Origin of the sequence: Paenarthrobacter sp. NyZ202 (genome assembly GCF_049860755.1) — a bacterium.
Classification (GTDB): Bacteria; Actinomycetota; Actinomycetes; order Actinomycetales; family Micrococcaceae; genus Arthrobacter.
This window is the reverse complement of sequence record NZ_CP187556.1, coordinates 4,033,629-4,059,185: the sequence shown is the minus strand read 5'-3', so window position 1 is coordinate 4,059,185 and position 25,557 is coordinate 4,033,629. Positions and strand designations below refer to the sequence as shown.

General features: G+C 63.4%; 18 protein-coding genes and 2 rRNA genes. 14 read left to right on the top strand and 6 right to left on the bottom strand.

Translation table 11 applies throughout. The annotated features are described in order from the left end of the window. The first annotated feature begins 137 nt into the window (after window positions 1-137). From ACPFL9_RS18820 to ACPFL9_RS18795, 6 genes are all read left to right on the top strand, one after another. A 23S ribosomal RNA gene (locus tag ACPFL9_RS18820) occupies window positions 138-3,286 on the top strand. 139 nt (window positions 3,287-3,425) lie between these two features. Then, window positions 3,426-3,542, top strand: a 5S ribosomal RNA gene (gene rrf / locus ACPFL9_RS18815). A 137-nt stretch (window positions 3,543-3,679) separates the two neighbouring features. Further along, entirely contained in the window at window positions 3,680-4,183 is a 504-nt protein-coding gene (locus tag ACPFL9_RS18810) for a GNAT family N-acetyltransferase (RefSeq protein WP_426004492.1), read from the top strand. 206 nt (window positions 4,184-4,389) lie between these two features. Next, complete coding sequence (locus ACPFL9_RS18805; protein ID WP_011776355.1) at window positions 4,390-4,677, top strand: HU family DNA-binding protein; 288 nt, start codon at window positions 4,390-4,392, stop codon at window positions 4,675-4,677. Window positions 4,678-4,904: 227 nt separating this feature from the next. Beyond that, complete coding sequence (locus tag ACPFL9_RS18800; RefSeq protein WP_426004491.1) at window positions 4,905-7,139, top strand: cytochrome c oxidase assembly protein; 2,235 nt, start codon at window positions 4,905-4,907, stop codon at window positions 7,137-7,139. Further along, on the top strand, window positions 7,139-9,112 hold the full coding sequence (locus tag ACPFL9_RS18795) for an NHL domain-containing thioredoxin family protein (protein ID WP_426004490.1): 1,974 nt from the start codon (window positions 7,139-7,141) through the stop codon (window positions 9,110-9,112). The genes ACPFL9_RS18800 and ACPFL9_RS18795 overlap by 1 nt, the downstream gene beginning before the upstream one ends. Before the next feature lie 110 nt (window positions 9,113-9,222). Here ACPFL9_RS18795 and ACPFL9_RS18790 read toward each other — a convergent pair whose 3' ends face one another. The 4 genes from ACPFL9_RS18790 to ACPFL9_RS18775 form a co-directional block, all read right to left on the bottom strand. Next, window positions 9,223-10,221: a hypothetical protein gene (locus tag ACPFL9_RS18790; RefSeq protein WP_426004489.1), complete on the bottom strand. Its 999-nt coding sequence runs from the start codon at window positions 10,219-10,221 to the stop codon at window positions 9,223-9,225. A 183-nt stretch (window positions 10,222-10,404) separates the two neighbouring features. Continuing rightward, a complete protein-coding gene (locus ACPFL9_RS18785; protein WP_426004488.1) occupies window positions 10,405-12,093 on the bottom strand; it encodes a helicase HerA-like domain-containing protein in 1,689 nt (562 codons plus the stop codon). A 9-nt stretch (window positions 12,094-12,102) separates the two neighbouring features. After that, complete coding sequence (locus tag ACPFL9_RS18780; protein WP_426004487.1) at window positions 12,103-12,621, bottom strand: GNAT family N-acetyltransferase; 519 nt, start codon at window positions 12,619-12,621, stop codon at window positions 12,103-12,105. 80 nt (window positions 12,622-12,701) lie between these two features. Further along, window positions 12,702-14,624: an FAD/NAD(P)-binding protein gene (locus tag ACPFL9_RS18775; protein ID WP_426004486.1), complete on the bottom strand. Its 1,923-nt coding sequence runs from the start codon at window positions 14,622-14,624 to the stop codon at window positions 12,702-12,704. Window positions 14,625-14,915: 291 nt separating this feature from the next. On the opposite strand from ACPFL9_RS18775, the gene ACPFL9_RS18770 reads away from it, so the two are divergent. From ACPFL9_RS18770 to ACPFL9_RS18740, 7 genes are read left to right on the top strand one after another with little or no spacing between them, the layout of a single operon-like run. Continuing rightward, window positions 14,916-15,881, top strand: a complete 966-nt coding sequence (locus tag ACPFL9_RS18770) for an amino acid ABC transporter permease (protein ID WP_426004485.1) — start codon at window positions 14,916-14,918, stop codon at window positions 15,879-15,881. Further along, entirely contained in the window at window positions 15,878-16,819 is a 942-nt protein-coding gene (locus ACPFL9_RS18765; protein ID WP_426004484.1) for an amino acid ABC transporter ATP-binding protein, read from the top strand. Before ACPFL9_RS18770 ends, ACPFL9_RS18765 begins: the two co-directional genes overlap by 4 nt. A gap of 11 nt (window positions 16,820-16,830) precedes the next feature. Then, complete coding sequence (locus ACPFL9_RS18760; RefSeq protein ID WP_426004482.1) at window positions 16,831-17,850, top strand: ABC transporter substrate-binding protein; 1,020 nt, start codon at window positions 16,831-16,833, stop codon at window positions 17,848-17,850. Next, window positions 17,847-19,013: an LLM class flavin-dependent oxidoreductase gene (locus ACPFL9_RS18755; RefSeq protein WP_426004480.1), complete on the top strand. Its 1,167-nt coding sequence runs from the start codon at window positions 17,847-17,849 to the stop codon at window positions 19,011-19,013. Before ACPFL9_RS18760 ends, ACPFL9_RS18755 begins: the two co-directional genes overlap by 4 nt. Continuing rightward, window positions 18,997-19,818 carry a DUF1684 domain-containing protein gene (locus ACPFL9_RS18750; protein WP_426004479.1) on the top strand — a complete coding sequence of 274 codons (822 nt, stop codon included), beginning with the start codon at window positions 18,997-18,999 and terminating at the stop codon, window positions 19,816-19,818. The genes ACPFL9_RS18755 and ACPFL9_RS18750 overlap by 17 nt, the downstream gene beginning before the upstream one ends. Further along, window positions 19,815-20,864 carry an LLM class flavin-dependent oxidoreductase gene (locus ACPFL9_RS18745; protein WP_426004477.1) on the top strand — a complete coding sequence of 350 codons (1,050 nt, stop codon included), beginning with the start codon at window positions 19,815-19,817 and terminating at the stop codon, window positions 20,862-20,864. Before ACPFL9_RS18750 ends, ACPFL9_RS18745 begins: the two co-directional genes overlap by 4 nt. A gap of 10 nt (window positions 20,865-20,874) precedes the next feature. After that, complete coding sequence (locus ACPFL9_RS18740; protein ID WP_426004475.1) at window positions 20,875-22,218, top strand: NtaA/DmoA family FMN-dependent monooxygenase; 1,344 nt, start codon at window positions 20,875-20,877, stop codon at window positions 22,216-22,218. 143 nt (window positions 22,219-22,361) lie between these two features. Here the strand turns inward: ACPFL9_RS18740 and ACPFL9_RS18735 are convergent, their stop codons facing one another. Next, the gene (locus tag ACPFL9_RS18735; RefSeq protein WP_426004474.1) at window positions 22,362-23,564 is read right to left on the bottom strand and encodes an FG-GAP repeat domain-containing protein; all 1,203 of its coding nucleotides are present in this window, start codon (window positions 23,562-23,564) and stop codon (window positions 22,362-22,364) included. A 106-nt stretch (window positions 23,565-23,670) separates the two neighbouring features. Continuing rightward, window positions 23,671-24,573, bottom strand: coding sequence for a helix-turn-helix transcriptional regulator (locus ACPFL9_RS18730; RefSeq protein WP_426004473.1), 903 nt, complete (start codon window positions 24,571-24,573; stop codon window positions 23,671-23,673). Between the two features lie 87 nt (window positions 24,574-24,660). Here ACPFL9_RS18730 and ACPFL9_RS18725 point away from each other — a divergent pair, with 87 nt between their 5' ends. Next, window positions 24,661-25,548, top strand: coding sequence for an aldo/keto reductase (locus ACPFL9_RS18725; RefSeq protein ID WP_426004471.1), 888 nt, complete (start codon window positions 24,661-24,663; stop codon window positions 25,546-25,548). The last annotated feature ends 9 nt before the right edge of the window (window positions 25,549-25,557 follow it).

The following is a 25,557-nucleotide window of genomic DNA, read 5'->3' as shown; positions in this document are numbered from 1 at the left end:
TGTGTGTGTTCGTAGCAATTTCTTTGATTTAGAACCTGGGACTGCTGCCTGCCTGTTGGGTGGGTGGTGGTTTTCCTGTGGTTCTCTCGAATGGATTCAAGCATCAGCCAGGCCCCTTGAGGGGGTTTGGTGTGTGTGGTCTAGTTTTTAAGGGCGCACGGTGGATGCCTTGGCATCAGGAGCCGAAGAAGGACGTAGGAATCTGCGATAAGCCTGGGGGAGTTGATAACCGAGCGGTGATCCCAGGATGTCCGAATGGGGAAACCCCGCACAACGCTGTGAGGTGATTGTGTGACCCGTACCTGAACTCATAGGGTGCGTGGGGGGAACGCGGGGAAGTGAAACATCTCAGTACCCGTAGGAAGAGAAAACAAGAGTGATTCCGTTAGTAGTGGCGAGCGAACGCGGATGAGGCTAAACCGACCCATGTGTGATAGCCGGCGGGCGTTGCGTGGGCGGGGTTGTGGGACTTGCTGTACTGGTTCTGCCGGACCGGTGGGGTGAGAGTGCAGGTATAGGTGAACGGTCTTGAAAGGCCGGCCAGAGAGGGTGTGAGTCCCGTAACCGTAATGTTGTGCACCGCCTTTGGTGAGGATCCCAAGTAGCACGGGGCCCGAGAAATCCCGTGTGAATCTGTCAGGACCACCTGATAAGCCTAAATACTTCCTGATGACCGATAGCGGACCAGTACCGTGAGGGAAAGGTGAAAAGTACCCCGGGAGGGGAGTGAAACAGTACCTGAAACCGTGTGCTTACAATCCGTCAGAGCAGCCTTGTTGTTGTGATGGCGTGCCTTTTGAAGAATGAGCCTGCGAGTTAGTGTTACGTCGCGAGGTTAACCCGTGTGGGGCAGCCGTAGCGAAAGCGAGTCTGAACAGGGCGTTTGAGTGGCGTGATCTAGACCCGAAGCGGAGTGATCTACCCATGGCCAGGTTGAAGCGACGGTAAGACGTCGTGGAGGACCGAACCCACTTCAGTTGAAAATGGAGGGGATGAGCTGTGGGTAGGGGTGAAAGGCCAATCAAACTCCGTGATAGCTGGTTCTCCCCGAAATGCATTTAGGTGCAGCGTTGCGTGTTTCTTGCCGGAGGTAGAGCTACTGGATGGCCGATGGGCCCTACAAGGTTACTGACGTCAGCCAAACTCCGAATGCCGGTAAGTCAGAGCGCAGCAGTGAGACTGTGGGGGATAAGCTTCATAGTCGAGAGGGAAACAGCCCAGACCACCAACTAAGGCCCCTAAGCGTGTGCTAAGTGGGAAAGGATGTGGAGTTGCTTAGACAACCAGGAGGTTGGCTTAGAAGCAGCCATCCTTGAAAGAGTGCGTAATAGCTCACTGGTCAAGTGATTCCGCGCCGACAATGTAGCGGGGCTCAAGTACACCGCCGAAGTTGTGGCATTCACACATATACCTCAGCCCTTTGTGGTTCAGGGGTGTGGATGGGTAGGGGAGCGTCGTGTGGGCGGTGAAGTCGCGGTGGAAACCAGCGGTGGAGCCTACACGAGTGAGAATGCAGGCATGAGTAGCGAAAGACGGGTGGGAAACCCGTCCGCCGAATGATCAAGGGTTCCAGGGTCAAGCTAATCTGCCCTGGGTAAGTCGGGACCTAAGGCGAGGCCGACAGGCGTAGTCGATGGACAACGGGTTGATATTCCCGTACCGGCGAAAAACCGCCAATACTGAGCGGGGGATACTAACCACCCCCCACCCTGCCCGGATCACCACTTGTGGTGTGATGGTTGTGGTGGTGGCTGGGACCTGATCCCGGGAGGTAAGCGTATTAACAGGTGTGACGCAGGAAGGTAGCCGGGCCGGGCGATGGTAGCCCCGGTCCAAGGATGTAGGGTCAGGGATAGGCAAATCCGTTCCTGTGTGCTTCGAGCACGCTCCTGAGATCTGATGGGACCCCCGTTCGGGGGGATCCGGTGATCCTATGCTGCCTAGAAAAGCATCGACGCGAGGTTTTAGCTGCCCGTACCCCAAACCGACACAGGTGATCAGGTAGAGAATACCAAGGCGATCGAGAGAATTATGGTTAAGGAACTCGGCAAAATGCCCCCGTAACTTCGGGAGAAGGGGGGCCTGCCCCGTGAAACGACCTTGCGTTGTGGAGCGGGTGTGGGCCGCAGAGACCAGGGGGAAGCGACTGTTTACTAAAAACACAGGTCCGTGCGAAGTCGCAAGACGATGTATACGGACTGACTCCTGCCCGGTGCTGGAAGGTTAAGAGGACCGGTTAGCCACCTCGCGTGGCGAAGCTGAGAATTTAAGCCCCAGTAAACGGCGGTGGTAACTATAACCATCCTAAGGTAGCGAAATTCCTTGTCGGGTAAGTTCCGACCTGCACGAATGGAGTAACGACTTCCCCGCTGTCTCAACCATAAACTCGGCGAAATTGCAGTACGAGTAAAGATGCTCGTTACGCGCAGCAGGACGGAAAGACCCCGAGACCTTTACTATAGTTTGGTATTGGTGTTCGGAGTGGCTTGTGTAGGATAGGTGGGAGACGTTGAAGCCCGGACGCCAGTTCGGGTGGAGTCATCGTTGAAATACCACTCTGGTCACTTTGGACATCTAACTTCGGCCCGTGATCCGGGTCAGGGACAGTGCCTGATGGGTAGTTTAACTGGGGCGGTTGCCTCCTAAAGAGTAACGGAGGCGCCCAAAGGTTCCCTCAGCCTGGTTGGCAATCAGGTGTCGAGTGTAAGTGCACAAGGGAGCTTGACTGTGAGAGAGACATCTCAAGCAGGGACGAAAGTCGGGACTAGTGATCCGGCGGTACATTGTGGAATGGCCGTCGCTCAACGGATAAAAGGTACCTCGGGGATAACAGGCTGATCTTGCCCAAGAGTCCATATCGACGGCATGGTTTGGCACCTCGATGTCGGCTCGTCGCATCCTGGGGCTGGAGTAGGTCCCAAGGGTTGGGCTGTTCGCCCATTAAAGCGGTACGCGAGCTGGGTTTAGAACGTCGTGAGACAGTTCGGTCCCTATCCGCTGCGCGCGCAGGAAATTTGAGAAGGGCTGTCCTTAGTACGAGAGGACCGGGACGGACGAACCTCTGGTGTGTCAGTTGTACTGCCAAGTGCACCGCTGATTAGCTACGTTCGGATGGGATAACCGCTGAAAGCATCTAAGCGGGAAGCTCGCTTCAAGATGAGATTTCCACACACCTAGCGTGTGAGAGGCCCCCAGCCAGACCACTGGGTTGATAGGCCGGACGTGGAAGCGAGGACCAAAGACTCGTGAAGCTGACCGGTACTAATAGGCCAACAACTAACACCACACACACTTGCATGCACGCGTCCACTATGTGGTTCCCGAACAACAACCGTTCAGGAAAACCAACCACAACCAAATAACAACACCACAGTTGTAACCAAAAACTTCCCACCCCCACCAACACGGGGGACGGGTAACAAGGTTACGGCGGTCATAGCGTGGGGGAAACGCCCGGTCCCATTCCGAACCCGGAAGCTAAGACCCACAGCGCCGATGGTACTGCACCCGGGAGGGTGTGGGAGAGTAGGACACCGCCGGACAACCATTCAGGTCGAGACCCCCCAACCACGTTGGGGGGTCTCCCACATTAACCACCTGCTGAGGGTAGGCTCTCGGAGTGGATCTTTCCAGAGAGTTGAACTTGTTGGATGGCGGAGGCCATCCGGGGGCTTTTCATATGAGGCCAGTCCTCTTGGAGGATGCGCATGCCCTCGCAGACCTGTACACCAGGAATGCCGCACACCTGTCGCCTTGGGAACCGCGGAGGGATGCCAGCTTCTATAGCTTGACCGGACAGAAAGCTGTCCTCGCATCCAAGCTGGAACAGTTCGAGGCCGGTTCCGAGGTGCCTTGGGTGATCACACTGCAGGATAAGCCAATAGGCATGGCTACCTTGACCGGGATAGTCAGAGGCCCCTTCCTCAGCGCGAACCTCGGCTACTGGGTGGACTACGCCCAGACCGGCAACGGTGTAGCTTCGGCTGCTGTTTCATCGGTCGCGGCGATGGCCCGTGATGAGTTGGGTCTTCACCGTGTGCAGGCCGGCACCTTGCTCCATAATGTTGCCTCACAAAGAGTCCTGAAGCGCAACGGTTTCGACCGGATAGGAGTGGCTTCTGCCTATCTCTGTATAGCCGGGACGTGGCAGGATCACGTGCTGTACCAGCGCATCCTCTTCTGACCTTGCGGGCAGTCGAAGGCCCGTAGGGTACGCGATAGCCGTCCAAGCCGCGAAAAACCCCGGAAATCCGGTGATTTTGGTCAAAAAAGCGCGGAAACACGCGGAATTTGCTGGCCATGCACGCCCAAGCTGGTAAGTTTTCGAGCAGTGGCTTGCTCGCACTCCGCGTGAAAGCTCAAAAAACGTATGAGTCCAGGAGGACGTAAATGGCTAAGAACCGCAGTGAACTCGTTGCAGAGGTAGCAGGCAAGGCTGGCACCAGCCAGGCTGCTGTCAACTCCGTGCTCGATGCTCTGTTCGAAGTTTTCGAGACTTCTGTTGCCGCTGGCGAAAAGATCACCATCCCGGGCTGGCTCGCAGTTGAGCGCACGGACCGCGCAGCACGCACCGGCCGCAACCCCCAGACCGGCGAGACCATCCAGATCGCAGCAGGCCACAGCGTAAAGCTGACCGCAGGCTCCAAGCTGAAGGCAGCTGTCGCCAAGAAGAAGTAGAACTTCTTCGGCGCACACGCCTCAAAGGGACGGCAACCGTTGGGTTGCCGTCCCTTTGCTTTTGCCGACGCCCCCAGGCAGCCAGCCCACAGGCCGACGCCCCCAGGCAGCCAGCCCACAGGCCGACGCCTGCAGGCAGCCATCTCACGGGCAGACAGGACCTTGACTGTTCCTCCCCAACTGTCCGCCGATTCGCAGCCCGGCGGCTGGTAACGGACAATGGATAGGTGCCATCAGCAAGAAACTCCGCAACTGCCCCTTCGCCCCTTTCCAAGCCGGGAGCGCGGAGAGGCGATGCCGGCACGGGGATTTCCCTTCCCTGGCAGTTGGCAGGGCTCGCGCTGCTGATGGTGTCATTGGTGGCAGCGCTCCTGTTCTCCGGGGCTGCGGCCGCCCGGCAGGTAGCCGATCCCGGCGCCCTGGTCCGCTGGGGCCTGCCTGTGGCCAAAGCCCTGCACAACGTCTCTGTTGCTACCGTCATCGGCGGCCTGATCTTTGCCGTTGGAATCCTCCCTAAGAACCTGCGTGTTTCCCGCTCCCGGGAAAAGGACGAGGAAGCTCCGGAACACCCTGCTTTCGCCCGGGCACTGGCAGTGGCTGCAGCCGCGGGCGCTGTCTGGACGCTGTCAGCTGTGGCGGTCCTCGTGCTCACCTACGCTGACGTAGCGGGACAGGGATTGTCCGGAGACGCTGAGTTCACGCGGTCGTTGGTCTACTTCATGACTGACATTGAGACCGGTAAAGCCTGGCTGGCGGTCACCATTATCGCTGCCGTGGTCACAACAGCCCTCTTCGGCGTCAGGTCCCTGACCGGCCTCGCGTTCACTTTGCTCCTGGGACTGATCGGCCTGGTACCGACTGCGCTGATCGGCCACTCTTCCAGCTCCAGCGACCACGAAGGCGCGATCAACTCCCTCGGCCTGCATTTGGCAGGTGTTTCCACATGGGTCGGCGGCATCATCATGCTGGCCGTCCTCTCAGGAATTCTGACGGGCTCCCGCACCTCAGGAACCGGTGACATCACAGAGCCCACGCTCAGGCGCTTCTCGTCCCTGGCAGGCTTCGCGTTTGTCCTGGTTTTCGCGTCCGGTGTCATCAACGCCGCAATCCGGGTCACCAGCCCCGCCGACCTCTTCGGTTCGCCCTATGGTCAGCTGATCCTGGCGAAGTCCCTCGCCACGCTGGTCCTTGGCGGGATCGGCTTCATGCACCGTCAGTGGGTCATTCCGCAGCTCGGCAGGAGTGCGTCAATGTCAGCGTGCCGTGTGCTCTGGCAGCTGGTCCTGGTGGAGCTGCTGGTCATGGGAGCCACCTCCGGCCTGGCGGTGGCCCTTGGCCGGTCCGCCCCGCCGCAGCCCTCGGAGTACGCACCTGACGCTTCGCCGGCGTTCATCCTGTCAGGATATGAGGTTCCTCCCGAACTCACAGCCCAGCGCTGGCTGACCGAATGGCGCTTTGACTGGCTGTGGGTCGGCGTGGCCTTGTTCGGCGCGGTCACCTACATCCTGGGAATCATCAAGATCCGCAAGCGCGGCGATTCCTGGTCCTGGTTCCGGACGGTTACCTGGATGGTCGGCCTGCTGGTCCTGACCTACATCACCTCGGGACCCCCGGCTGTCTATGGCCGGGTGCTCTTTTCAGCCCACATGGTGGACCACATGGCCCTCACCATGGTGGCGCCAATCTTCCTTGTACTGGGCGCGCCTGTGACCCTTGCCTTGCGGGCGCTGCCGTCCCGGGGTGAAGGGGCGCACGGCTCGAGGGGCTTGCGTGAGTGGTTGTTGCTGTTCGTGCATTCGAAGTTCTCCCAGGTGGTCACGCATCCGCTGTTTGCGGCCGCCAACTTTGCTGGTTCCATTGTGTTGTTCTACTACTCGGACCTCTTCGGCCTGGCGATGCGTGAGCACGTGGGCCACGAGCTGATGAACCTGCACTTCCTCCTGACGGGTTACATCTTTGTGCTCGGCATGATCGGCAGTGATCCGCTGCCGCGCCGGGCTCCCTATCCGATGCGTCTCCTGCTCCTGCTCGCCACCATGGGCTTCCACGCTTTCTTCGGTGTCGCGATCATGGGCGGGACCGGTCTGCTCGCCGCGGACTACTTCGGGAACCTTGGCCGGACCTGGGGTCCTTCGGCCATCGCCGACCAGCAGCTCGGTGGTGCCATTGCCTGGGGCATCGGTGAGGTCCCCACGCTGTTGGTGGCGATCGGGGTGGCGATCATGTGGTCGCGCTCGGATGAACGGGAGACGCGCCGCGTTGACCGCGCGGCTGACAGGAATAATGACGCCGAGCTGAGCGCTTACAACGATATGTTTGCCCGGCTCGCCGACCGCGACGCCAAGCAAGCCGGGACTACTGGCAAGGTTCCCCGCCCCGCACCCCAGGGAGCACCGGCCGAGGAGCACGGGGACAATGACGCCGAGCAGATCGAACGCAACACCAAGCTGGAAGGACGCTGATGAGCGAAACCGTACGCACCCAACTCCGGGTCAGGGCATCCGAACTTGAGGGCCGCGGCTGGCTCAATACCGGCGGCAAATCACTGGATCTGGAAGCCCTGCGCGGCAAGATCGTGCTGCTGGATTTCTGGACGTTCTGCTGCATCAATTGCCTGCACGTCCTGGACGAACTTCGTCCCCTCGAGGAGAAGTACTCAGACGTCCTGGTGACGGTCGGCGTCCATTCGCCCAAGTTCGAGCACGAGGCTGATCCGGAGGCCTTGGCTGCGGCCGTCGAGCGTTACGAGATCCACCACCCTGTGCTGGACGATCCCGAGCTCGCAACGTGGAAGGCCTACACCGCCCGGGCCTGGCCAACGTTGGTGGTGGTGGACCCCGAGGGCTACATCGTCGCCCACCTCTCAGGTGAGGGCCATGCGGATGGCCTTGCTGTTCTCCTGGAGGAACTTGTCGCAGAGCATGACGCCAAGGGCACGCTCCACCGTGGCAACGGCCCGTACGTGGCACCGGAGCCGACGTCGGGCACCCTCCGGTTCCCGGGCAAGGCAACCCAGCTGGCCAACGGCAACTACCTCGTGGTCGACTCCGGCCACCACCGGGTGGTGGAACTTCGCCCCGACCTGGAGACTGTGGAACGCGTCATCGGTTCCGGCACCAAGGGCTACCAGGACGGCGACGCTGAAACCGCCCGGTTCAACGAACCCCAAGGTGTGGCGCTGCTGCCTGCTGAACTCGCTGCCCGGCTTGGATACGACGCCGTGGTTGCCGATACGGTGAACCACCGGCTGCGTGGCGTGGCCCTTGCGTCCGGTGAGGTCCGCACTGTAGCCGGCAACGGCGTGCAGCGGCTCCTCGATGCGGGCCCTGCCCGGGTCACGGACTCCGGTGCCGGCACGTGGTCTGAACATCACGACGGCGGTCCGGCCGACTTCGCTGCCGACGCCCTCGACGTCGGGGTTCTTGGGTTGGGAACAAGGGTTTCCCTGTCCTCGCCGTGGGATGTTGTGTGGAGCGAAAAGCTGCAGCGTGTGGTGATCGCGATGGCCGGAACACACCAGATCTTTGCCTTCGACCCCGTGGCAGGCGAGGTTTCCATCCTTGCTGGCTCCGGACTTGAGGGACTGTTGGATGGCGTGGCCGAGGAAGCGTGGTTCGCGCAGTCGTCAGGGCTTGCCATTGACGCCGATGACAACATTTGGGTAGCTGACTCCGAGACGTCGTCATTGCGGCGCTTGGTGGTCGGTGATTCCGGGGTCACGGTGGAGACGGCCGTGGGCAAGGGCCTGTTTGACTTCGGATTCCGGGACGGCGATGCCTCCGAGGCCCGGCTGCAGCACCCCTTGGGGGTCACTGTGCTGCCGGATGGTTCCGTTGCGGTCGCTGATACGTACAACGGTGCTGTGCGCCGCTACGACCCCGCGACCAAGACCGTGTCCACGCTGGCCCGCGGTCTGGCCGAGCCCAGCGATGTTGTTGTGGTCAATCACGACAACACGGATCCGCTGCTGGTGGTGGTCGAATCGAACAAGCACCAGCTGGTCCTCGTACCGATTCCCAAGGAAGCCCAGCAGGTGGACGAGGGCGCGTCCCAAACCCACCGGCCCAAGAGCCCTGTCACGCCCGGCACGCTCGAACTGGCCGTGCGTTTCAAGGCCCCCACGGGCCAGAAGCTTGATGACCGCTGGGGAGATCCTACCCAGCTCAAGATTTCGTCCACTCCTCCGGAACTTCTGGTCTCCGGTGGCGGGACTTCGGTTGGACTGTTGCGGACCTTGGAGCTGTCCCCTGATGTCCCCGAAGGCATCCTCCACATCACCGCGCGGGCTGCGGCCTGTGATGGCCCCGAAACGGAGGACGGCGAAATTCCGGACCACGCAGCCTGCCACTTATACCAGCAGGACTGGGGCATCCCCGTGGTCCTGCAGGCCGATGGGGATTCGGAGCTGGTACTCGACCTGCGCGGCATGGACTGAGAATTCCACAGTTGACGGCCCGGTTCTCCCAGCGAGATCCGGGCCGTGCCCGTTAAAGCCGTGCCCGCTAAAGCCGTGCCCGCTAAAGCCGTGCCCATTAAAGCAGAAACCTAGAACGTCAGCAGCGGCGTGACGGTGACCGTGTTGTTGTCGGTGTCCAGTTGCGTGGTGAAGCTGAAGTCGTGTTCCACATTGAGGTCCCGGCCGTAACCGGTGAACAGGTTGATCTCGCGGGCCGTCAGCCGGGCCTTGCCGTTCAAGGGTGCCACCACCCACTTGCCGCCAAAGGGTTCGATGGTGATCTTGGGGTACTCCGTGATCTCCCATTTGATGGTGCCGTCCACTACCCGGGTGTTGCTGGCGTGGTAGAACGGGCAGTCAGGTTGCAGCCGCTGCTGCTCGGTGGCTTGGGCGGCGCAGGTGTCCAAGAACTCCCGCACCTTCCCGGCGACGGCCTCGTTCATGGCCTTGGTGGACCGGGTCTGCAGGTTCAGGGGAGCGGAGCCGCCGTCGCGCGTGGAGACCAGGACGGAAGTGGCTGGGGCTTCGAAGAAGGTGCCGTTGAGGCTGGCCTCGTACTTGCCGGGGTAGAAAACGGCGAAGGTGTTGTGGCCGTTGGGCATGTTCACTGGAACACCGTTCAGGGCCACCTCACTGGCGTTGACCACGGTGACTTCAATGGTGGGCAGTGTGGTGGGAACGAAGGCCCATTTCCCGAAGAACATCCACTGTGTCCCGGTTCGCTCCATCAGGAACTCGGTGCGCAGGCGGCTGCCGTCCAGCGTGTATTCCACGGGAACGGCCATGCGGTTGCTGCCCCTGGATTCAGGATTGCCGATTTTGACGTCGGACATCCTGGCTGCCGCGGTTTGCAGCGCTGTGCCGTCCAGCATGGCGGCATTGGCGGAGGGTACCTTGGCACGCAGAAGCCCCAGGGCTTCCTCGCCTTCACCCTTTTGCAGGGCCTCGAGGTATTCGCGCACAGGCTGCTGTGGACTCGCGACCGAGGAGCTCACCAGGTTGATGCAGACGATGGCTCCGGCAGCAGCAAGCATCAGACCGAGCAGCCACCCGGCTGCGGTCTTGACGAAGGCTTGACTTAACTGCACGACCCTTACGTTACCTGCCGTGGGTGCCGTAGCAGTGCATGAAGACGCGCAGGTGACCTTGGGGCAACGCGCAAGGAAAGCCCGACGGCGGGTGGCGGCAAGCGTAAGCCGCGTCCCGGCGTCGTGGGTTACACAGCTGCCGGGGACCGCGTAAGCGGTCCGGCATCCCCGGGATGGCCGGTGTCAGCGGCGGCGCCTGGAGGATGTACCAAAGACGCCCCGGAGGAGTTCGCGGCCCAATTGCGTGCCCATGGAACGGGCCATGCTCTTGAGGCCGCCGCCCAGGGCGCCGCCAAGGACTCCGGCGAGGTCGCCCAACACTCCGGGCTCTTGTTGCGGAGGGAGGGGCGGGGCGGGTACGGGCTCGGGGTACGCCGTGGGCGCTGGCCGGGAACTTGGACGACCGAGGATCTCCTCCTCGATGCGGCGTGCTTCGGCGTCGATGTCGCTTTGAGTATTGCCGGTGATTGTTCCCGGAACCGGAGGCAGTCCGGGGGCGGGGTCGCCTGTGGATACGGCAGCGGAGTCATTGAGTTTCTCGTAGGCGGAGACGTTGTCAACGGCGGTACCGTACTTGACCAGGAGCGAGGACGCGGCCACGGAGCTGCGGATGAGCTCGTCCGTGCTGGGACCCATCACGGATTCGGGGGCGCGAAGGCGGGTCAGTGCCACGGGCGTGGGGGCTCCCTTCTCGTTCATGACGGTGATGACGGCCTCGCCGATCCCCGCGGAGGTCAGGGTTTCCTCGAGGTCGTAGTCGCTTACCGGGAACGTGGACACGGTGGCCTTGAGGGCTTTTGCATCTTCCGGAGTGAAGGCGCGAAGCGCGTGCTGGACGCGGTTGGCCAGCTGGCCCAGTACATCCGCCGGCACGTCCTTGGGGGTTTGGGTGACGAAGAAGATGCCCACGCCCTTGGAGCGGATCAGCCGGACCGTGGTGGTGATGGCTTCCAGGAACGCTTTGGAGGCGCCGTTGAAGAGCAGGTGTGCCTCATCCAGGAAGAACACGAGCTTGGGCTTGTCCAGGTCGCCGGCCTCCGGGAGGTCCTCGAACAGGTCGGCGAGCAGCCACATCAGGAAGGTGGAGAACAGCAGTGGCTTGGTCTGCAGGGTAGGCAGTTCGAGGCAGCTGATGACGCCCCGGCCATCGGGGGCGGTGCGGAGGAGTTCGGCGGTGTCGAATTCGGGTTCGCCGAAGAACTTTTCCATGCCCTGAGCTTCAAGGGCCACCAGTTCGCGCAGGATCACCCCCGCCGTAGCTTTGGACAGCCCGCCAAGGTCTGCGAGCTCGGCCTTGCCCTCGTCCGAGGTGAGGAACTGGATGACGGCCCGCAGGTCCTTGAGGTCGATGAGTTCCAGGTTGTTCTTGTCCGCGAAGTGGAAGATCAGCTGGAGGCTGGATTCCTGGGTGTCGTTGAGGTCCATGATGCGGGAGAGCAGGATGGGCCCGAACGAGGTGATGGTGGCGCGGACAGGGATGCCGTTGCCGTCCCCGCCGAGGCAGAGGAACTCCACGGGAAAGTTCTTGCCGGACCACTCCTGGCCAAGCGCAGAAGTGCGCGCCGTCAACTTCTCGCTGGCCGTGGCTGGGGTAGCCAGCCCGGACAGGTCACCCTTGATGTCGGCCAGGAACACGGGAACGCCGGCCGTGGAGAGCTGCTCGGCGATCATGTGCAGCGTGACGGTCTTGCCCGTACCTGTCGCACCGGCCACCAGGCCGTGCCTGTTCATCATGGCAAGCGGGAGCCGGACCTGGGCTTCCTTGTGGACTTCGCCGTCCACAATCGCGGCGCCAAGCTCAATGGTGGCACCTTGCAGGGTGTACCCCTGCTGGATGGTGGCAAGTTTTTCAGCAGTGGTTTTCTTGGCCATGCGCATAGCTTAGCTGTGCGGGGAAAGATCCTTGCTGAAGGCCAGGTGCTTGATGTCTTCGGGATCTGCAGCGAGGTCGAACAACGCCTTGTAGCCTGTGGCGAGGTACAGGTTCTTGGCTTCCGGCTGCCGCGGTCCGGTGGTCAAGTACAGCTTGCGGTAGCCCCGCCGTCGGGCTTCTGCCTCAAGTTCGGCCAGCACACGGCGGGCCAAACCGCGGCGGCGATGGGCCGAGTGGGTCCAGATCCGCTTGAGCTCGGCGGTGTGTTGGTCGTAGCGGCGGAAAGCGCCGCCTGCCACGGATTCGCCGTTTTCCTGGAGGATGATCAGTGCCCCGTGCGGTGCCGCGAATTCTTCCGCGGGGTAGCGATTGAGCTCCTCGGCGGCACCTTCGCTGCTGAACAGGTCGCCGTAGCGGGTGTTGTACTCGACCGCGAGTTCGTCCAGGAGCGGGCGGACGCGGGGGTCGCGCATGGGCAGGCTCAGGACCGTCAGGCCCGACGGTGGGAGGGTGGGCGTTGCGGTCATGTCTTGCCTTTCGTAGGTGGGAACCCAACTGGGTGACAGTTGTGCGCGTTATGAGGGCTCAAAACGCGCACAAATGCGACCTAGTTGGGCTGGGGTGCTGGGACCGAAGCCGCGACGGTTTCCAGGATCCGCCGGGCCAGGGCGTCGTTTTCGCGGAACGGTGCCGCGTTGGTGTTGGGCCGGGCAAACGCTCCCGCTCCCCATCCCGACGTCCAAGGACCTACCGCAAACAACCCCTTCTGTGCTGTTCCAACAGGTGAGAGGACCTCGTGATTCCCGGAGACCAGGAGTTTTCCGGTGGAGTGGGCGCCCTCAGTGGTGAGCAGCCGCTGTTCGGTGCCCAACCCGGCGTCGTGCAGGTCCAGCAAGGCGGGATTCGCGGACCGCTCCACCGAAGCAGCAGGCAACCGCGCCTCAATGTAGGCCGAAGCGTCCACCACCACAGGTGACTGGAACGAGCCCGCCACAAAACGACCGCTCGACTCATCGGTACGGACCCACATTCCCGGTCCCAGGAACTTCAGGCGCCCAGCGCGGTGCAGCGCAAGCATCTCGCGGAGGCGGTGCGCGGGCGGGCCGGAATCCACGAAGCTGAAGAAGCCATGCCACCAGCCGTGGATGGCCTGCTGGGACCTGGCGTTGAGCCGCTCCTGCGGGACCAGCCGGCCGAGGTCCATGTAGACGAACAGCAGCGCCATGAACAGGGCAAGGGTCTCGGAGTGGTCGGGGCTGGTGCGGAGGTCGAGGTCGCGCTGGATGTACGCGGTGACGGATCGCTGCACGGCGTCATGGGAGTCGAACGCGCAACCACTCAACGGGTGGTCCACGGCTTCGAGGTCCAGGCGAAGGGAGCGGTCCGGCACAGCGAAGGCTGCCAGTTCTTCGCGCTCGCTGCTGTACCAATCCAGGGCGTCGAAGCGCGCCTGGAAACTTGCCCACGTCCCCAGCACCCGCTCCGGGTAGCCGGTGAACAGTTCGCGGTAATAGGCGTATCCGGCGTCCTTGGCGATCAACGGCCAGAGGTGGGCGCGGAAGTCGAGTTCCTGATGCTCGGCGAGCAAGGCGTCGATCGCGTCGGCAGTAAAGTACCGGGGACGGTCCACAGGGGTGCGCAGCGAGGAGGAGATTTTGGAGTGGTACGGAACCCCACGGCGTGAGCCTGCCCAGACGCGCGGCTCGGCGCCGGAGGGCACGTAGTCCAGTTCGCCGTCGGGCCTTTCCTCAAAGTGGCCGCCCCGGCCCTCGAACAGCAGCACCAACAGGTCCACGAACGCCAGGCCCATACCGGACACAATGACGTCCTGCCCGGCTTTGACTCCGGAGTAGTCAACATCCGTGGTGTACGACGGCGGCGCATGGAACCCGCCGTGCCTGGCGGCAAAGGCGCTCAGCCGCGCGGACTCCGGTTCCACTTGCGAGTCGGTGTGGCCCAGGGCGTAAACCACGACGTCGGCAGCCACCTCGGTGCCCGAAGCCAACTGAACGCGGTGGGTACCGCCGTCGTGGTCGCCGGAAGCCGGTTGGACAGATGTGGCAAGGTCCCGGTGCACGGTGACGGAGATGTCCGGCCCGAGGGACGTCACGGCGCGGCGGAAGAACCACTCCAGGTACTTGCTCTGGAGCTGCCGGGAAGGGAAGGACGCAGGGCCCAGGGACCGGAGCTGTTCCAGGATGTGCGGCTCAAAGACGGGCACATCGCGGATGCTGCCATCGAGCACCCCTGCGGCCCAGGTAGCCAGTGCCGGACCATCCAGGGCCGGGCCGTCGCAGGTGACGGATGAATCGGTGAACATTGTGACGTCCGCAGCCGTGGAGTTCATGAGCAGGCCGGGACCTTGGTCGTAACGCCAGATCCTGCCCGAACCAGGTTGGTGCGGCTCTATGACGTGGATCTGCAGCGGGCCTTCGAAGAGGGCGGGACGGTTCGCCGCCAGCCTCTCCAGGACGCCGGCCGTGCGCGGACCGCCGCCGATAAAGGCAAGGGCGGGAATTCGTGACGGCATAGGGATCTCCTGTAAAGCAGCGGTTGGTATGCCCAATGTAGGGACCCGCCGGCCAGCGGGTCGAGACGCCGGTAACCGCCGTTCACCACACGTCATTCGGAGTTAAACGACGACAAGGAAGCGACGCATATGGCGTTATGTGAAATGCCTTTATGACGCTGCACGAACGATTTTGAAGCTGCGCTAAGCCCGGTGAAGAAGTGCAAATTCCCGCCTTGCTGGCCGTTCCGGCCCCCCCCTAGATTTGCAGAAATCCGATAGACAACATCCCCAACTGAAATGAGGTGGCGCATGAGTGCAACAGCACCGCCTGCCACGGCGGAAACCGCACCGCCCACCCCGGACTACTCCACCTACAAACTGGTTCCGGCCAGGCACCCGTGGCGCTGGGTAGGAACGGTCATTGTTGCCGCGGGCGTCGCCGCAGTGGTGTGGTCCCTGCTGACCAACCCCCGGTGGGAATGGGATGTGGTGGCCGAATGGTTCACCGCCCAGTCGGTGGTCACAGGCCTGGTGGAGACCCTCAAGCTGACCGCGATCTCCGGCGTCCTCGGATTCGTGCTCGGGTTCATCCTTGCCCTCATGCGCCTGTCGGCCTCGCCGCTGCTGGTTTCGGTGTCCTGGACGTTCTCCTGGATCTTCCGGTCCACGCCGCTGCTGGTCCAGCTCCTCCTTTGGTACAACCTCGGTTACCTCTACGAGAAGATCAGCCTGGGCATCCCGTTCACCGATGTCCGCTTCTTCGAGGCACAGACCACCACCTTGATCAGCCAGTTCGCGGCGGCAGTGCTGGGCCTGACCCTCAACCAGGCCGCGTACTCAGCAGAGATCATCCGCGGCGGCATCCTCTCCGTGGACCAGGGCCAGCTGGAAGCCGCCGCAGCCCTGGGCATCCCGGCCTGGAAGCGCAACACCAGGATCGTCCTGCCGCAGGCCATGCGCGCCATCCTGCCCAACGCCTTCAACGAGATCATCGGACTGGTCAAAGGCACCTCGATTGTCTATGTCCTTGCCTACTCCGAGCTCTTCTACACGGTCCAGGTCATCTACAACCGCACCCAGCAGGTCCTGCCGCTGCTGTTGGTGGCGACGCTCTGGTATGTGGTGATCACCTCAGTGCTCAGCGTCTTCCAGTACTACATCGAACGCCACTTCTCCAAGGGTGCCGTGCGGAACCTGCCGCTGACGCCACTTCAGAAAGCGCGCAGGTTCTTCGCGACCCACGCACCCCTCAAGCCTGGGAAGGAATCCCGATGAGCACCGTCTTCTCCTCCTCCGAAGCCGCTGCTGCCGCGCACCTCGCCGAGACGGAACTCGCCACCGTGCCGGGCCAGGACAAGGAACGTACGACGGCGGCACGGGCTGCCGCTGCTGTTCCGGCTGCCGCCGTGGTTTCCCCGGGAGCGGGCGCCGCGACCCGGGGCCAGGTGGACATCGTGAACGTCCGCAAGTCCTTCGGCGCGACCGAAGTCCTCAAGGGTGTTTCCCTGTCCGTCCCTCCCGGCGGCGTGGCCGTGATCGTGGGCCCTTCCGGCTCCGGAAAGTCCACCCTGCTGCGGACCATCAACCACCTGGAGAAGGTGGACGGCGGCTCCATCACCATTGACGGCGAGCTGGTGGGGTACCAGGTCCGGGGCAACAAGCTCCACGAACTGCGGGAGAAGGACATCCTTAAGCAGCGCACCAACATTGGCATGGTGTTCCAGAGCTTCAACCTGTTCCCGCACCTCACCGCACTGGAAAACGTGATCGAAGCTCCCATCGTGGCCCAAAAGCGATCCAAGGCCGAGGCCCGCAAGCGAGGGCTGGAGCTGCTGGACCGGGTGGGACTCAAGGACCGCGCCGATGCCTACCCCCGGCAGCTGTCGGGTGGACAGCAGCAGCGCGTGGCCATTGCCCGGGCGCTCGCCCTGGACCCCAAGATCCTGCTCTTCGACGAGCCGACATCCGCGTTGGACCCCGAACTCGTCAACGAAGTGCTGGACGTCATCAGGGAACTTGCAAAGTCCGGTACCACGCTGGTGATCGTGACCCACGAGATGGGCTTCGCCCGCGACGTCGCAGACACTGTGGTGTTCATGGACCAGGGGCAGATCGTCGAGTCCGGTCCGCCCCAGGACATTTTCGGCAATCCCCGTGAGGAACGCACCCGCAGCTTCTTCTCCAAAGTCATCGAACCAGCCTTCAATATCTAGGAACCTCCTCCATGCTTCGCATCTCCCGTCCCACCACTGCACACCATCCCAAGCCCCGCCAGGCCAAAGGCAGGATTTTGGCACTCGCGGTGCTTCCCGCCGTCGTGCTTCCCGTCCTGGCCGGTTGCGCCGACCCTGGTGCCTCCGCTGCCAAACCGGAGTCCGCGGCGGCCAAGAACGGCGTGGTCTACAACACCTCCGTTGACCAGAACCGCATCAGGGCTGAGAAGGACGCCACCGCTGCAACCGCCGTTCCGGCCGCCATCGCCAAGGACGGCAAGCTGACAGTGGCCACCACGGCCGGTGCCATCCCGCTGTCCTTCCACGCCACGGACGACAAGACCCCGATCGGCGTCGAAATCGACATTGCGCAGTTGGTCGCAGACAAGCTTGGCCTGGAGCTGGACCTGCAGGTGACCTCGTGGGAGAACTGGCCGCTGAAGACCCAGTCCGGTGACTTCGAGGCCGTGTTCTCCAACGTCGGCATCAACGCCGCCCGCGTGAAGCTGTTCGACTTCTCCACGTACCGCGCGGCCTACATGGGTTTTGAGGCAAAGAAGAGCTCCACGTACGACATCAAGGGTTCGGACGACATCTCCGGCCTCAAGATCTCGGTAGGTTCGGGCACCAACCAGGAAAAGATCCTGCTCGCCTGGAACAAGGAACTCGAAGACAAGGGCAAGGCCCCGGCCACGCTGCAGTACTACTCCTCCGACGCCGACACGATCCTGGCGTTGTCCTCGGGCCGCACCGACCTGAACCTGGCTCCGTACCCGTCCGTGACCTACCGTGAGAACACCCGCGACGACCTCAAGGTGGTTGGCAAGGTCAACGCCGGCTGGCCGTCCGAGACCCTGGTCGCAGCCACCACGCTCAAGGGCAACGGACTGGCACCGGCCGTCACCGAAGCGCTGAACTCCACTATCAAGGACGGCTCCTACGCCAAAGTCCTGGAGCGCTGGGGTCTCTCCGAGGAAGCCGTGCCCGAATCCAAGACCGTCACCGAAGCCACCTTTGGGACGGGCAAGTGAAATTCCAGGTCCTGGACATCATCCCCCACCTGAAGAACCCGGTGACGGGGGAGATCGTCTCCACCGCTGACCGGCTCAACCAGGTGGTGGAGACCGCCCGCCGGGCTGAGGCGCTCGGCTTCGACAGCTTTTCTGTGGGGGAGCGGCACGCCGGTGAGTTCGTCAGCTCATCCCCGACGACGGTCCTCGCCGCGATCGCGGCCGTCACCACGCGGATCCGCCTCCAGACCGGGGTCACGGTGCTCTCCGTCCTGGACCCGGTGCGCGTGGCCGAGGACTACGCGACCATCGACCAACTCAGCCGTGGCCGCTTGGAACTGGTGATCGGCAAGGGCAACGAGGTGCTGCAGTACCCGCTCTTCGGCCTGTCCCTTGAGGACCAGTGGGATCTCCTGGCCGAGAAGTACGCCCTGCTGCGTTCGCTGTGGCGCAAGGAAAGCGTTACGTGGTCCGGCCGGTTCCGCCCCGCACTCACCGAACCAACGACGACGACGCCACGCCCGTTTGCGGGTTCGCCCCGGATTTGGCACGGCTCGGCTACAACCCTGACGTCCGCTGCGCTGGCGGCCAAGTGGGGCGATCCGCTGTTCACGGCCAACGCCATCCAGCCCCGGGAAAACTACAAGGTCCTGATTGACCACTACCGCGAAGAATACGAACGCCACGGCCACGATCCCCGGCACCAGTACATCGGTTCGGGCAGCGGCGCCGGAGGGGTGTTCATTGCGGACACCACCCAGGAAGCCATCCGCCAGTACGGTCCCGTGTATGAGGGCTTGACCGCCGGCCGCAACGTCCCCGGCAACAACTCGCCCTTCCGGGACATCGAACACGCGGTGGCAGAGGGACCTGCCTTGGTGGGCAGTCCGGAGCAGGTCATCGACAAGATCCTCAGCTACCACTCGCTGTATGGCCACGACCTGCAGTCAATCTCGCTGCCCACCACCCTGCCGTTTGAGCAGCAGCTGGAGATCCTGGAGCGCTTCGCCCTGGAGGTTATCCCGGCCGTCCGGGCGTCCGCGCCTACCACCCTGTGGGAAGCCGGGGACCCGTTCGCTGGCCGGCCGGAGTTTGCCGGGGCCACCGAACCGGATGCCGCAGCAACCGTCACCGCAGACCACGCCTTCAACAGGACGGATAACGCTAATGTCTACGCACACTGAAACAGCACTCGAAGCTTTTGAAGACGAGTGGCAGCAGTGGCACGCCGCCCACGAACGCCACCGCGCCCACCCGCACGGATTCCTTGCCGTCACCCACCTCCACTGGCTCACCGCTGAACCGACCCCGTTGGACGGTGCGCCGGGAACCTGGAGTGCGGAAGCCGACGTCGTACGCGTTGTCCTGGAACCGGGCGAAAGCCTGCTCCAGGACGGCGTGGAGCTAAGCGGCAGCGTTGAGCTGGGACCGATCGAGGAGCGCGGCGGCATCAACCTGGTCTCCGGCGACACCGTGATCGAGGTGGCAAAGCGCGGCGGCGAGTACATCGTGCGTCCCCGAAACCCGGAGAATCCCTTGCTGCAGGAGTACCAGGGCACACCGGCGTACACCCCGAATGCGGCATTTGCCGTCGCCGGAACCTTTGTTCCGTTCGAGACCCCGCGTGAGACCACTGTTGGCGCCGCCGTCGAGGGCATCCAGCACGTCTACCAAGCCCCGGGCGAGATCCGTTTCAAACTGGCTGGGCAGGAGCTCGCGCTGACCGCGTTCAACGGTTACGCGCCGGGTTCCCTTTCGGTGTTGTTCACCGACCAGACCTCGGGCAGGACCACCTACGCAGCCAACCGTTCCCTGTCGGTGACACTTGCTTCCGACGGCAGCGTACAGCTCGACTTCAACCGTGCCGTCAACCTGCCGTGCGCCTACACCGACCTCGCCACGTGCCCGCTTCCGCCCGCCGAAAACCGGCTGCCTGTGGCAATCGAAGCCGGCGAAAAGATTCCCCACGAACGTCAGGACCAAAAGTGAGCTCCAACAACAAGGCCGGATTCCTGGCCATCGAACTTGACGGTGCTGGTTGGGACGGCGGTGCCTTCCGCAGTCTTTCCGAGGCCGTCCTCGCCGCCGAGTCCGCCGGATTCCACGTGGCAACCTTCGCTGATTCACCGGATGCCGGCCGCGCCAACGCACTCCAGCGGGCAGCTTACGCCGGCCCGGTGACCCGGACGATCGCCCTGGTCCCGGAAGTGGATACGGTTTACACCGAGCCCTTCCACATTTCCACGCAGCTCGCGAGCCTGGACTACGTCTCAGGCGGCCGTGCCGGGTGGATCGCCACCGCAGCCGAATCGCCCGAGGCCGCTGCCGCCGTCGGACGTTCCTTCGTGACCGGAGACGCACTGGGGCAGGAAGCCGCCGCGTCGATCGAGGTTGGCCGCCGCCTGTGGGACTCCTGGGAGGATGACGCCGTGATCCGCGACGTCGCCACCGGCCGGTACATCGACGTGGACAAGCTGCACTATGTGCACTTCGAAACTCCCGCCGACTTCGCGGGAACGGCGTACTCCGTGAAGGGGCCGTCCATCATCCCCAGGCCGCTCCAGGGACAGTTGCCGGTGCTGGCGTCTGCTTCGCTGGTGGGTGATGGCGCCGTTCCCGTTGAGGCCGTTGACGCGGTGCTGGTCACTGCGCCGACGCCCGAACTGCTGGTTGCCGAAGTGCGCGACGTACGTGCCCGCCTGGGTGCCTCGGTCGCGGTGGTGGGGGAGCTCGACGTCGTCCTCGACTCCCGTGGCGAGGCCGCCGAGGTGCGGGCGGGATCCTCTGGTGGGCGCGCACGGTTTGTCGGCACGGCTGCCGGGCTCACTGAGCGTCTGGACGCGTTGTTGCAGGAGGCCGACGGCGTTCGGCTGCACCCGGCTTCTTTGGCGCTGGAACTGGACGAGCTGTCGCGGCTCGTGTTGCCGGAACTGCGTCGCCGAGGTTCGCTGCGGCCGCCGGTCCACGACGGAACGTTCCGTGACCTGCTCGGCCTGGAACGGGCCGAAAACCGCTATGCGAGCTCCGGTAAGTAAGGAAAGAACCATGACACGCGATATTTTCCAGCCGAGCGGACAGATCCAGTTCGGTATCTTCTTCCAAGGCGTCAACTCCGGCACCATCTGGAAGGCAGCCGAGTCCGGCTCGCAGACCGACTTCGAGTCCTTCCGCCGCATTGTCCAGACGGCAGAGCGCGGTAAGTTCGCTGCGTTCTTCCTGGGTGAAGGCCTGCGGCTGCGTGAGCACCTCGGACGCCCGCACGCCCTTGACGTGGTTGGCCGTCCGGACGCCCAGACCATGCTCGCCGCCCTGGCGTCGGTGACGAAGAACATCGGCCTCGTGGCAACACAGAACACCACCTACAACGACCCCGCGGACCTCGCGCACCGATTGTCCTCGCTGGACCTGATCTCCGGTGGCCGTGCGGCGTGGAACATCGTGACCACGGACAACGCGTGGACTGGCGCCAACTTCCGCCGCGGCGGCTACCTCGACCACGCTGACCGGTACAAGCACGCTGAGGCTTTCGTCGAGACTGCCAAGCGCATCTGGGACTCCTGGGAAACTGCGTCCGGACCCGCCCGCCGCGTGCTGCACGAGGGCCAGCACTACACGGTGGACGTGACGCCCCGACTCCCGCGCAGCGCACAGTACCGTCCCGTGCTGTTCCAGGCCGGTGACTCACCTGACGGCCGTGACTTTGCCGCCCGCCAGGCAGATGTGATCTTCTCCGCCCACCCCAAGTTCGACGACGCCGTGGAATTCCGCCGCGACATCGTTGCCCGTTCGGTTGCTGCCGGGCGCGGGGCCAACGCGGTGCAGATCATGCCGGCCAGCGAGTTCATCCTTGCCGCCACCGAGCAGGAAGCCCAGGAGAAGAAGGCCTGGGTCCGCAGCCTGCAGATCGGTCCGCAGCAGGCCATCGCCTACCTGGAACAGTTCTGGGGACGCGAGCTCTCGTCCTATGACCCGGATGGTCCCCTGCCGGAGATCGACCCGGTGGTCGAAGAGACCTCCGAAACACGCGGCAGCGGATTCCACGGCGCCAAGGCCCGCCAGTTGGCGGACCAGTGGCGCGCAGAAGCCAAGGACAAGGGACTGTCCATCCGCCAGTTCGTCACGTCCAAGACAGCGCGCATCGATGCGACCTTTACCGGCTCCTACAACGCCGTGGCAGACCACCTGGCCGAGTACGCCCGCGTAGGCGCAGTGGATGGCTTCAACATCTCGCCGTGGCTCATCCCCACCGGCCTGGACGACATCGTGAACCACCTGGTTCCCGAGCTCCAGGAACGCGGCGTGTACCCCACGGAGTACCGCGGCACCACGCTGCGGGAGAACCTGGGACTGGAGACCCCGGTGCGTTCAAGCGAGTCCGTGGGCGTCTGATGGGGAAGCTGCTCGATCTTGCTGGATCACTCTTCCGTCTGGTTGGAGTGGTCCAGCAGGATCCTGAACCTGCCCATGAACCGCGGGGGACCATTGCCCTCCAGTTCGCTGTATGGGAGCAGCAGCTCTAGCCTCTTGGGACACTAGAGCAGCTCGCGGAACACATTCCACCCTGCGCCGACGGGACCATAGGGACCCCACAACACTGCCGTGGAGGCGCCGGTTGAGTAGGTCACCAGGTTTCCGTTCCCGTTGACGGCGAACAGGTTGTTGTACTTCTGGTGGCCGAAGCTGCCAAGGCCCGCGATCTCCGTGAAGGTGCCCCAGCCTCCGCTGATGACTGCAGAGGAGTCCCAGCCGCCTTTGCCATCGGCCCGGTAGATCGAGATATTGCCGTTGCCGTCCCGGCCGAACACCTCCACGGGGCCATCACCGTTCATGTCGCCGCCGGTGATGATTTTGTTCATCACCTGCCAACCCTGGCCCACCTTGGACCGTGGAAGCCACCCGCCGTCTCCGTCGCCCGGGTACAGGTACAGATCGCCGGCGGCATCACGGGCCAGGACATCGTTGGTGCCGTCCCCGTTGAAATCGCCGGGGCCGACGATCGCGTCGAAGATGTTCCAGCCCTGGCCGGCTTTGCGCCGGTCCAGCCAGTTGCCCTCGCCGTCGCCGGGGTACAGGTACAGATCTCCCGCGGCGTCGGTGGCCAGCAGGTCGTTGTAACCGTCACCGTCGAAGTCCCCGGGCGAGAAAACGATGCCCATCGCATCCCATCCCTGGCCGACTTGCCGGGGTTCGTCCCACTCACCGTCATACCTCGGGCACGGGCCCTCGCAACTGCCTGGCTCGTACGTGTAGGTACGCGGGTAGAGAATCAGCCTGCCGTCCTGCGTGCGGCCCAAGGCTTCAAAGTTGCCACGGTTGGTCCAGCCCATGGCCCTGGAGGAAGCCTTCACCGGCGCCGTGTCGGGGCTGACCCGGGTAGCGTCCGGGCAGTTGGGTTCTTCCGGTGTGGAGGGATGGACCCTGAGTGCCAACCGGTGGCCAACATCTGCGGGGAGCACCTTCAGCACCTCACCCTGGCGTTCCGGCGGCAACGGCACGCCGTCGCGCACCCATTCGGCTGTGTAACCGTTGGGGGTGGTCCCGTCCGGATTCAAGCACCCGGCATAGTCGTAGTCGTACTGCTTACGGAGTTCGGCACCTACATAGGGGACACCATCTATGGTGGCTGTTGGTCCCACGGACGGGGCAGCTGAAGCCGGCGCCACGCTGATCAAAGAAGCTCCCGCCACCGCCGTTGCTGCTGCGAAGAGTGCCGTGCACGTGCGAAATATCCCCATTGTTCCCCCCCGGAAGCCAGCATCGATAGTGCGTGGGTCTTTGCTGAGCGTACCCCAGCAGCCGGGGTATGGGCAGTAGGTCCCGGGATCCTCCGGAATCAGTCCATCAGCCCTTCCCCTGAACCGGCTTGTCCCGGACCGGGTTGTTATGAACCGGGGCCTCTTTGTGCGTGGCCACCCAACTTGCCAGTACCTTGAGCGCATCCTCCGAGGGCGTGGCCGGGTCAGCCGTGTACACGTTGATCCGCAATCCCGGATCTGCCGGGAGCTCAAGCGCTTCGAAGCTCAGGTCCAGGTCACCGACAATCGGGTGATGGAGCCGCTTGCGTCCCGTCCGGTGGTACTTCACATCGTGCCGCGCCCATCGGGTCCTGAACTCTTCGCTCCTGGTGGAGAGTTCACCGATCAGGTCCGTCAGGTCCTTGTCGTAGGGGTTTTTCCCGGCGGTGGAACGCAGTACGGCCACGATGTCGTCCGCGCTGCGTTCCCAATCGGCAAAGAACTCCCGCGCTTTGGGGTTCAGGAAGGTAAACCGGGCGCTGTTTGGCGGAGCTGTTTCCTCGGCCATCAAGTCCATATACAGCGCTGCGCCGAGCTCATTGGAAGCCAGGACATCGCCGCGGTCATTACGGACCCAGGCCGGCGCCGTCGTGATCGCATCAATGACGCGTTGGACGCTGGGGCGGACTGTCCGCGGGCTCCTTTTGCGGCGTATCCGCGGTGCTGCGGAAGCAGCCCGGGCCAGATCGAAAAGGTGGGCCGTCTCGGCGTCGTCAAGCTGTAAAGCGCGGCCGAGCGCCTCCAGGACGCTGTCCGAAGCGCCCGAGAGGTTTCCGCGCTCGAGCCGGATGTAGTAGTCGATGCTCATGCCTGCGAGCATTGCCACTTCCTCGCGGCGAAGTCCGGTCACACGCCGGTTCCCACCGTAGGCAGGCAGCCCCGCGGCCTCCGGCGTGATGCGCGCACGCCGCGAGGTCAGGAACTTCCGCACGTCGTCACTGTGAGTCATGACTGCAACGCTACGCTGCGCCGCATGATGGAGGGAGGTAATGGCGTGCACTCCCTGCCGCCGGTTGGCCGCCATAGCGTTGGATGCATGACCAACGAACTAATCCTCAACAACGGAATCACCATGCCTGCCCTCGGCTTGGGCGTCTTCCAAAGCGCTCCGGAAGAAACGACGGCGGCCGTCGAGGCAGCGCTCGCGGCCGGTTACCGGCACATCGACACAGCGGCGGCCTACGGCAACGAACGGGAAGTGGGCGAAGGCATCCGGGCGTCGGGTCTGGGCCGCGCGGAGGTCTTCATCGAAACCAAGGTCTGGGTCAGTGACTACGGCTACAACGAGACACTGCACGCCTGGGACAAAGCCGTGGGCAAGCTCGATGTGGAGTACCTGGACCTGTTCATCCTGCACCAACCTGCCCCGGACCGTTTCGAGAAAACGATCTCGGCCTACAAAGCGCTGGAGCGGCTGCTGTTCGAGGGGCGGGTCCGTGCCATTGGTGTCAGCAACTTTATGCCACATCATCTGAAGGAGTTGCTCGCCTCCACAGAGATCGTTCCCGCAGTGAACCAGATCGAACTGCACCCCTACTTCACCCAGCCGGAAGTCCAGGCGGCGGACACTGAGCACGGCATTCTCACCCAGGCCTGGTCGCCGATCGGCGGCATCACCTTCTACCCGGGCTGGGGAGAAGAACGCCGGAACGTGATGGAGGATCCCGTGGTCGCGGCGATCGCCCGGGAGCACGGCAAGACGCCGGCGCAGGTCATGATCCGCTGGCACTTGCAGCAAGGCCGCTCGGCCATTCCGAAATCCACCAATCCTGGGCGCATTGCAGGAAACTTTGATGTTTTCGACTTCCAACTCGCCGCGGGGGAACTCGCTGCCATCGACGCCCTCGACCGCGGCGTACGGAACGGTCCCGACCCGGACGTAGCCCGGCCGGAGCGCTTTGCGATGGTGATTCCCGAAGCCTGATCCTGCCTA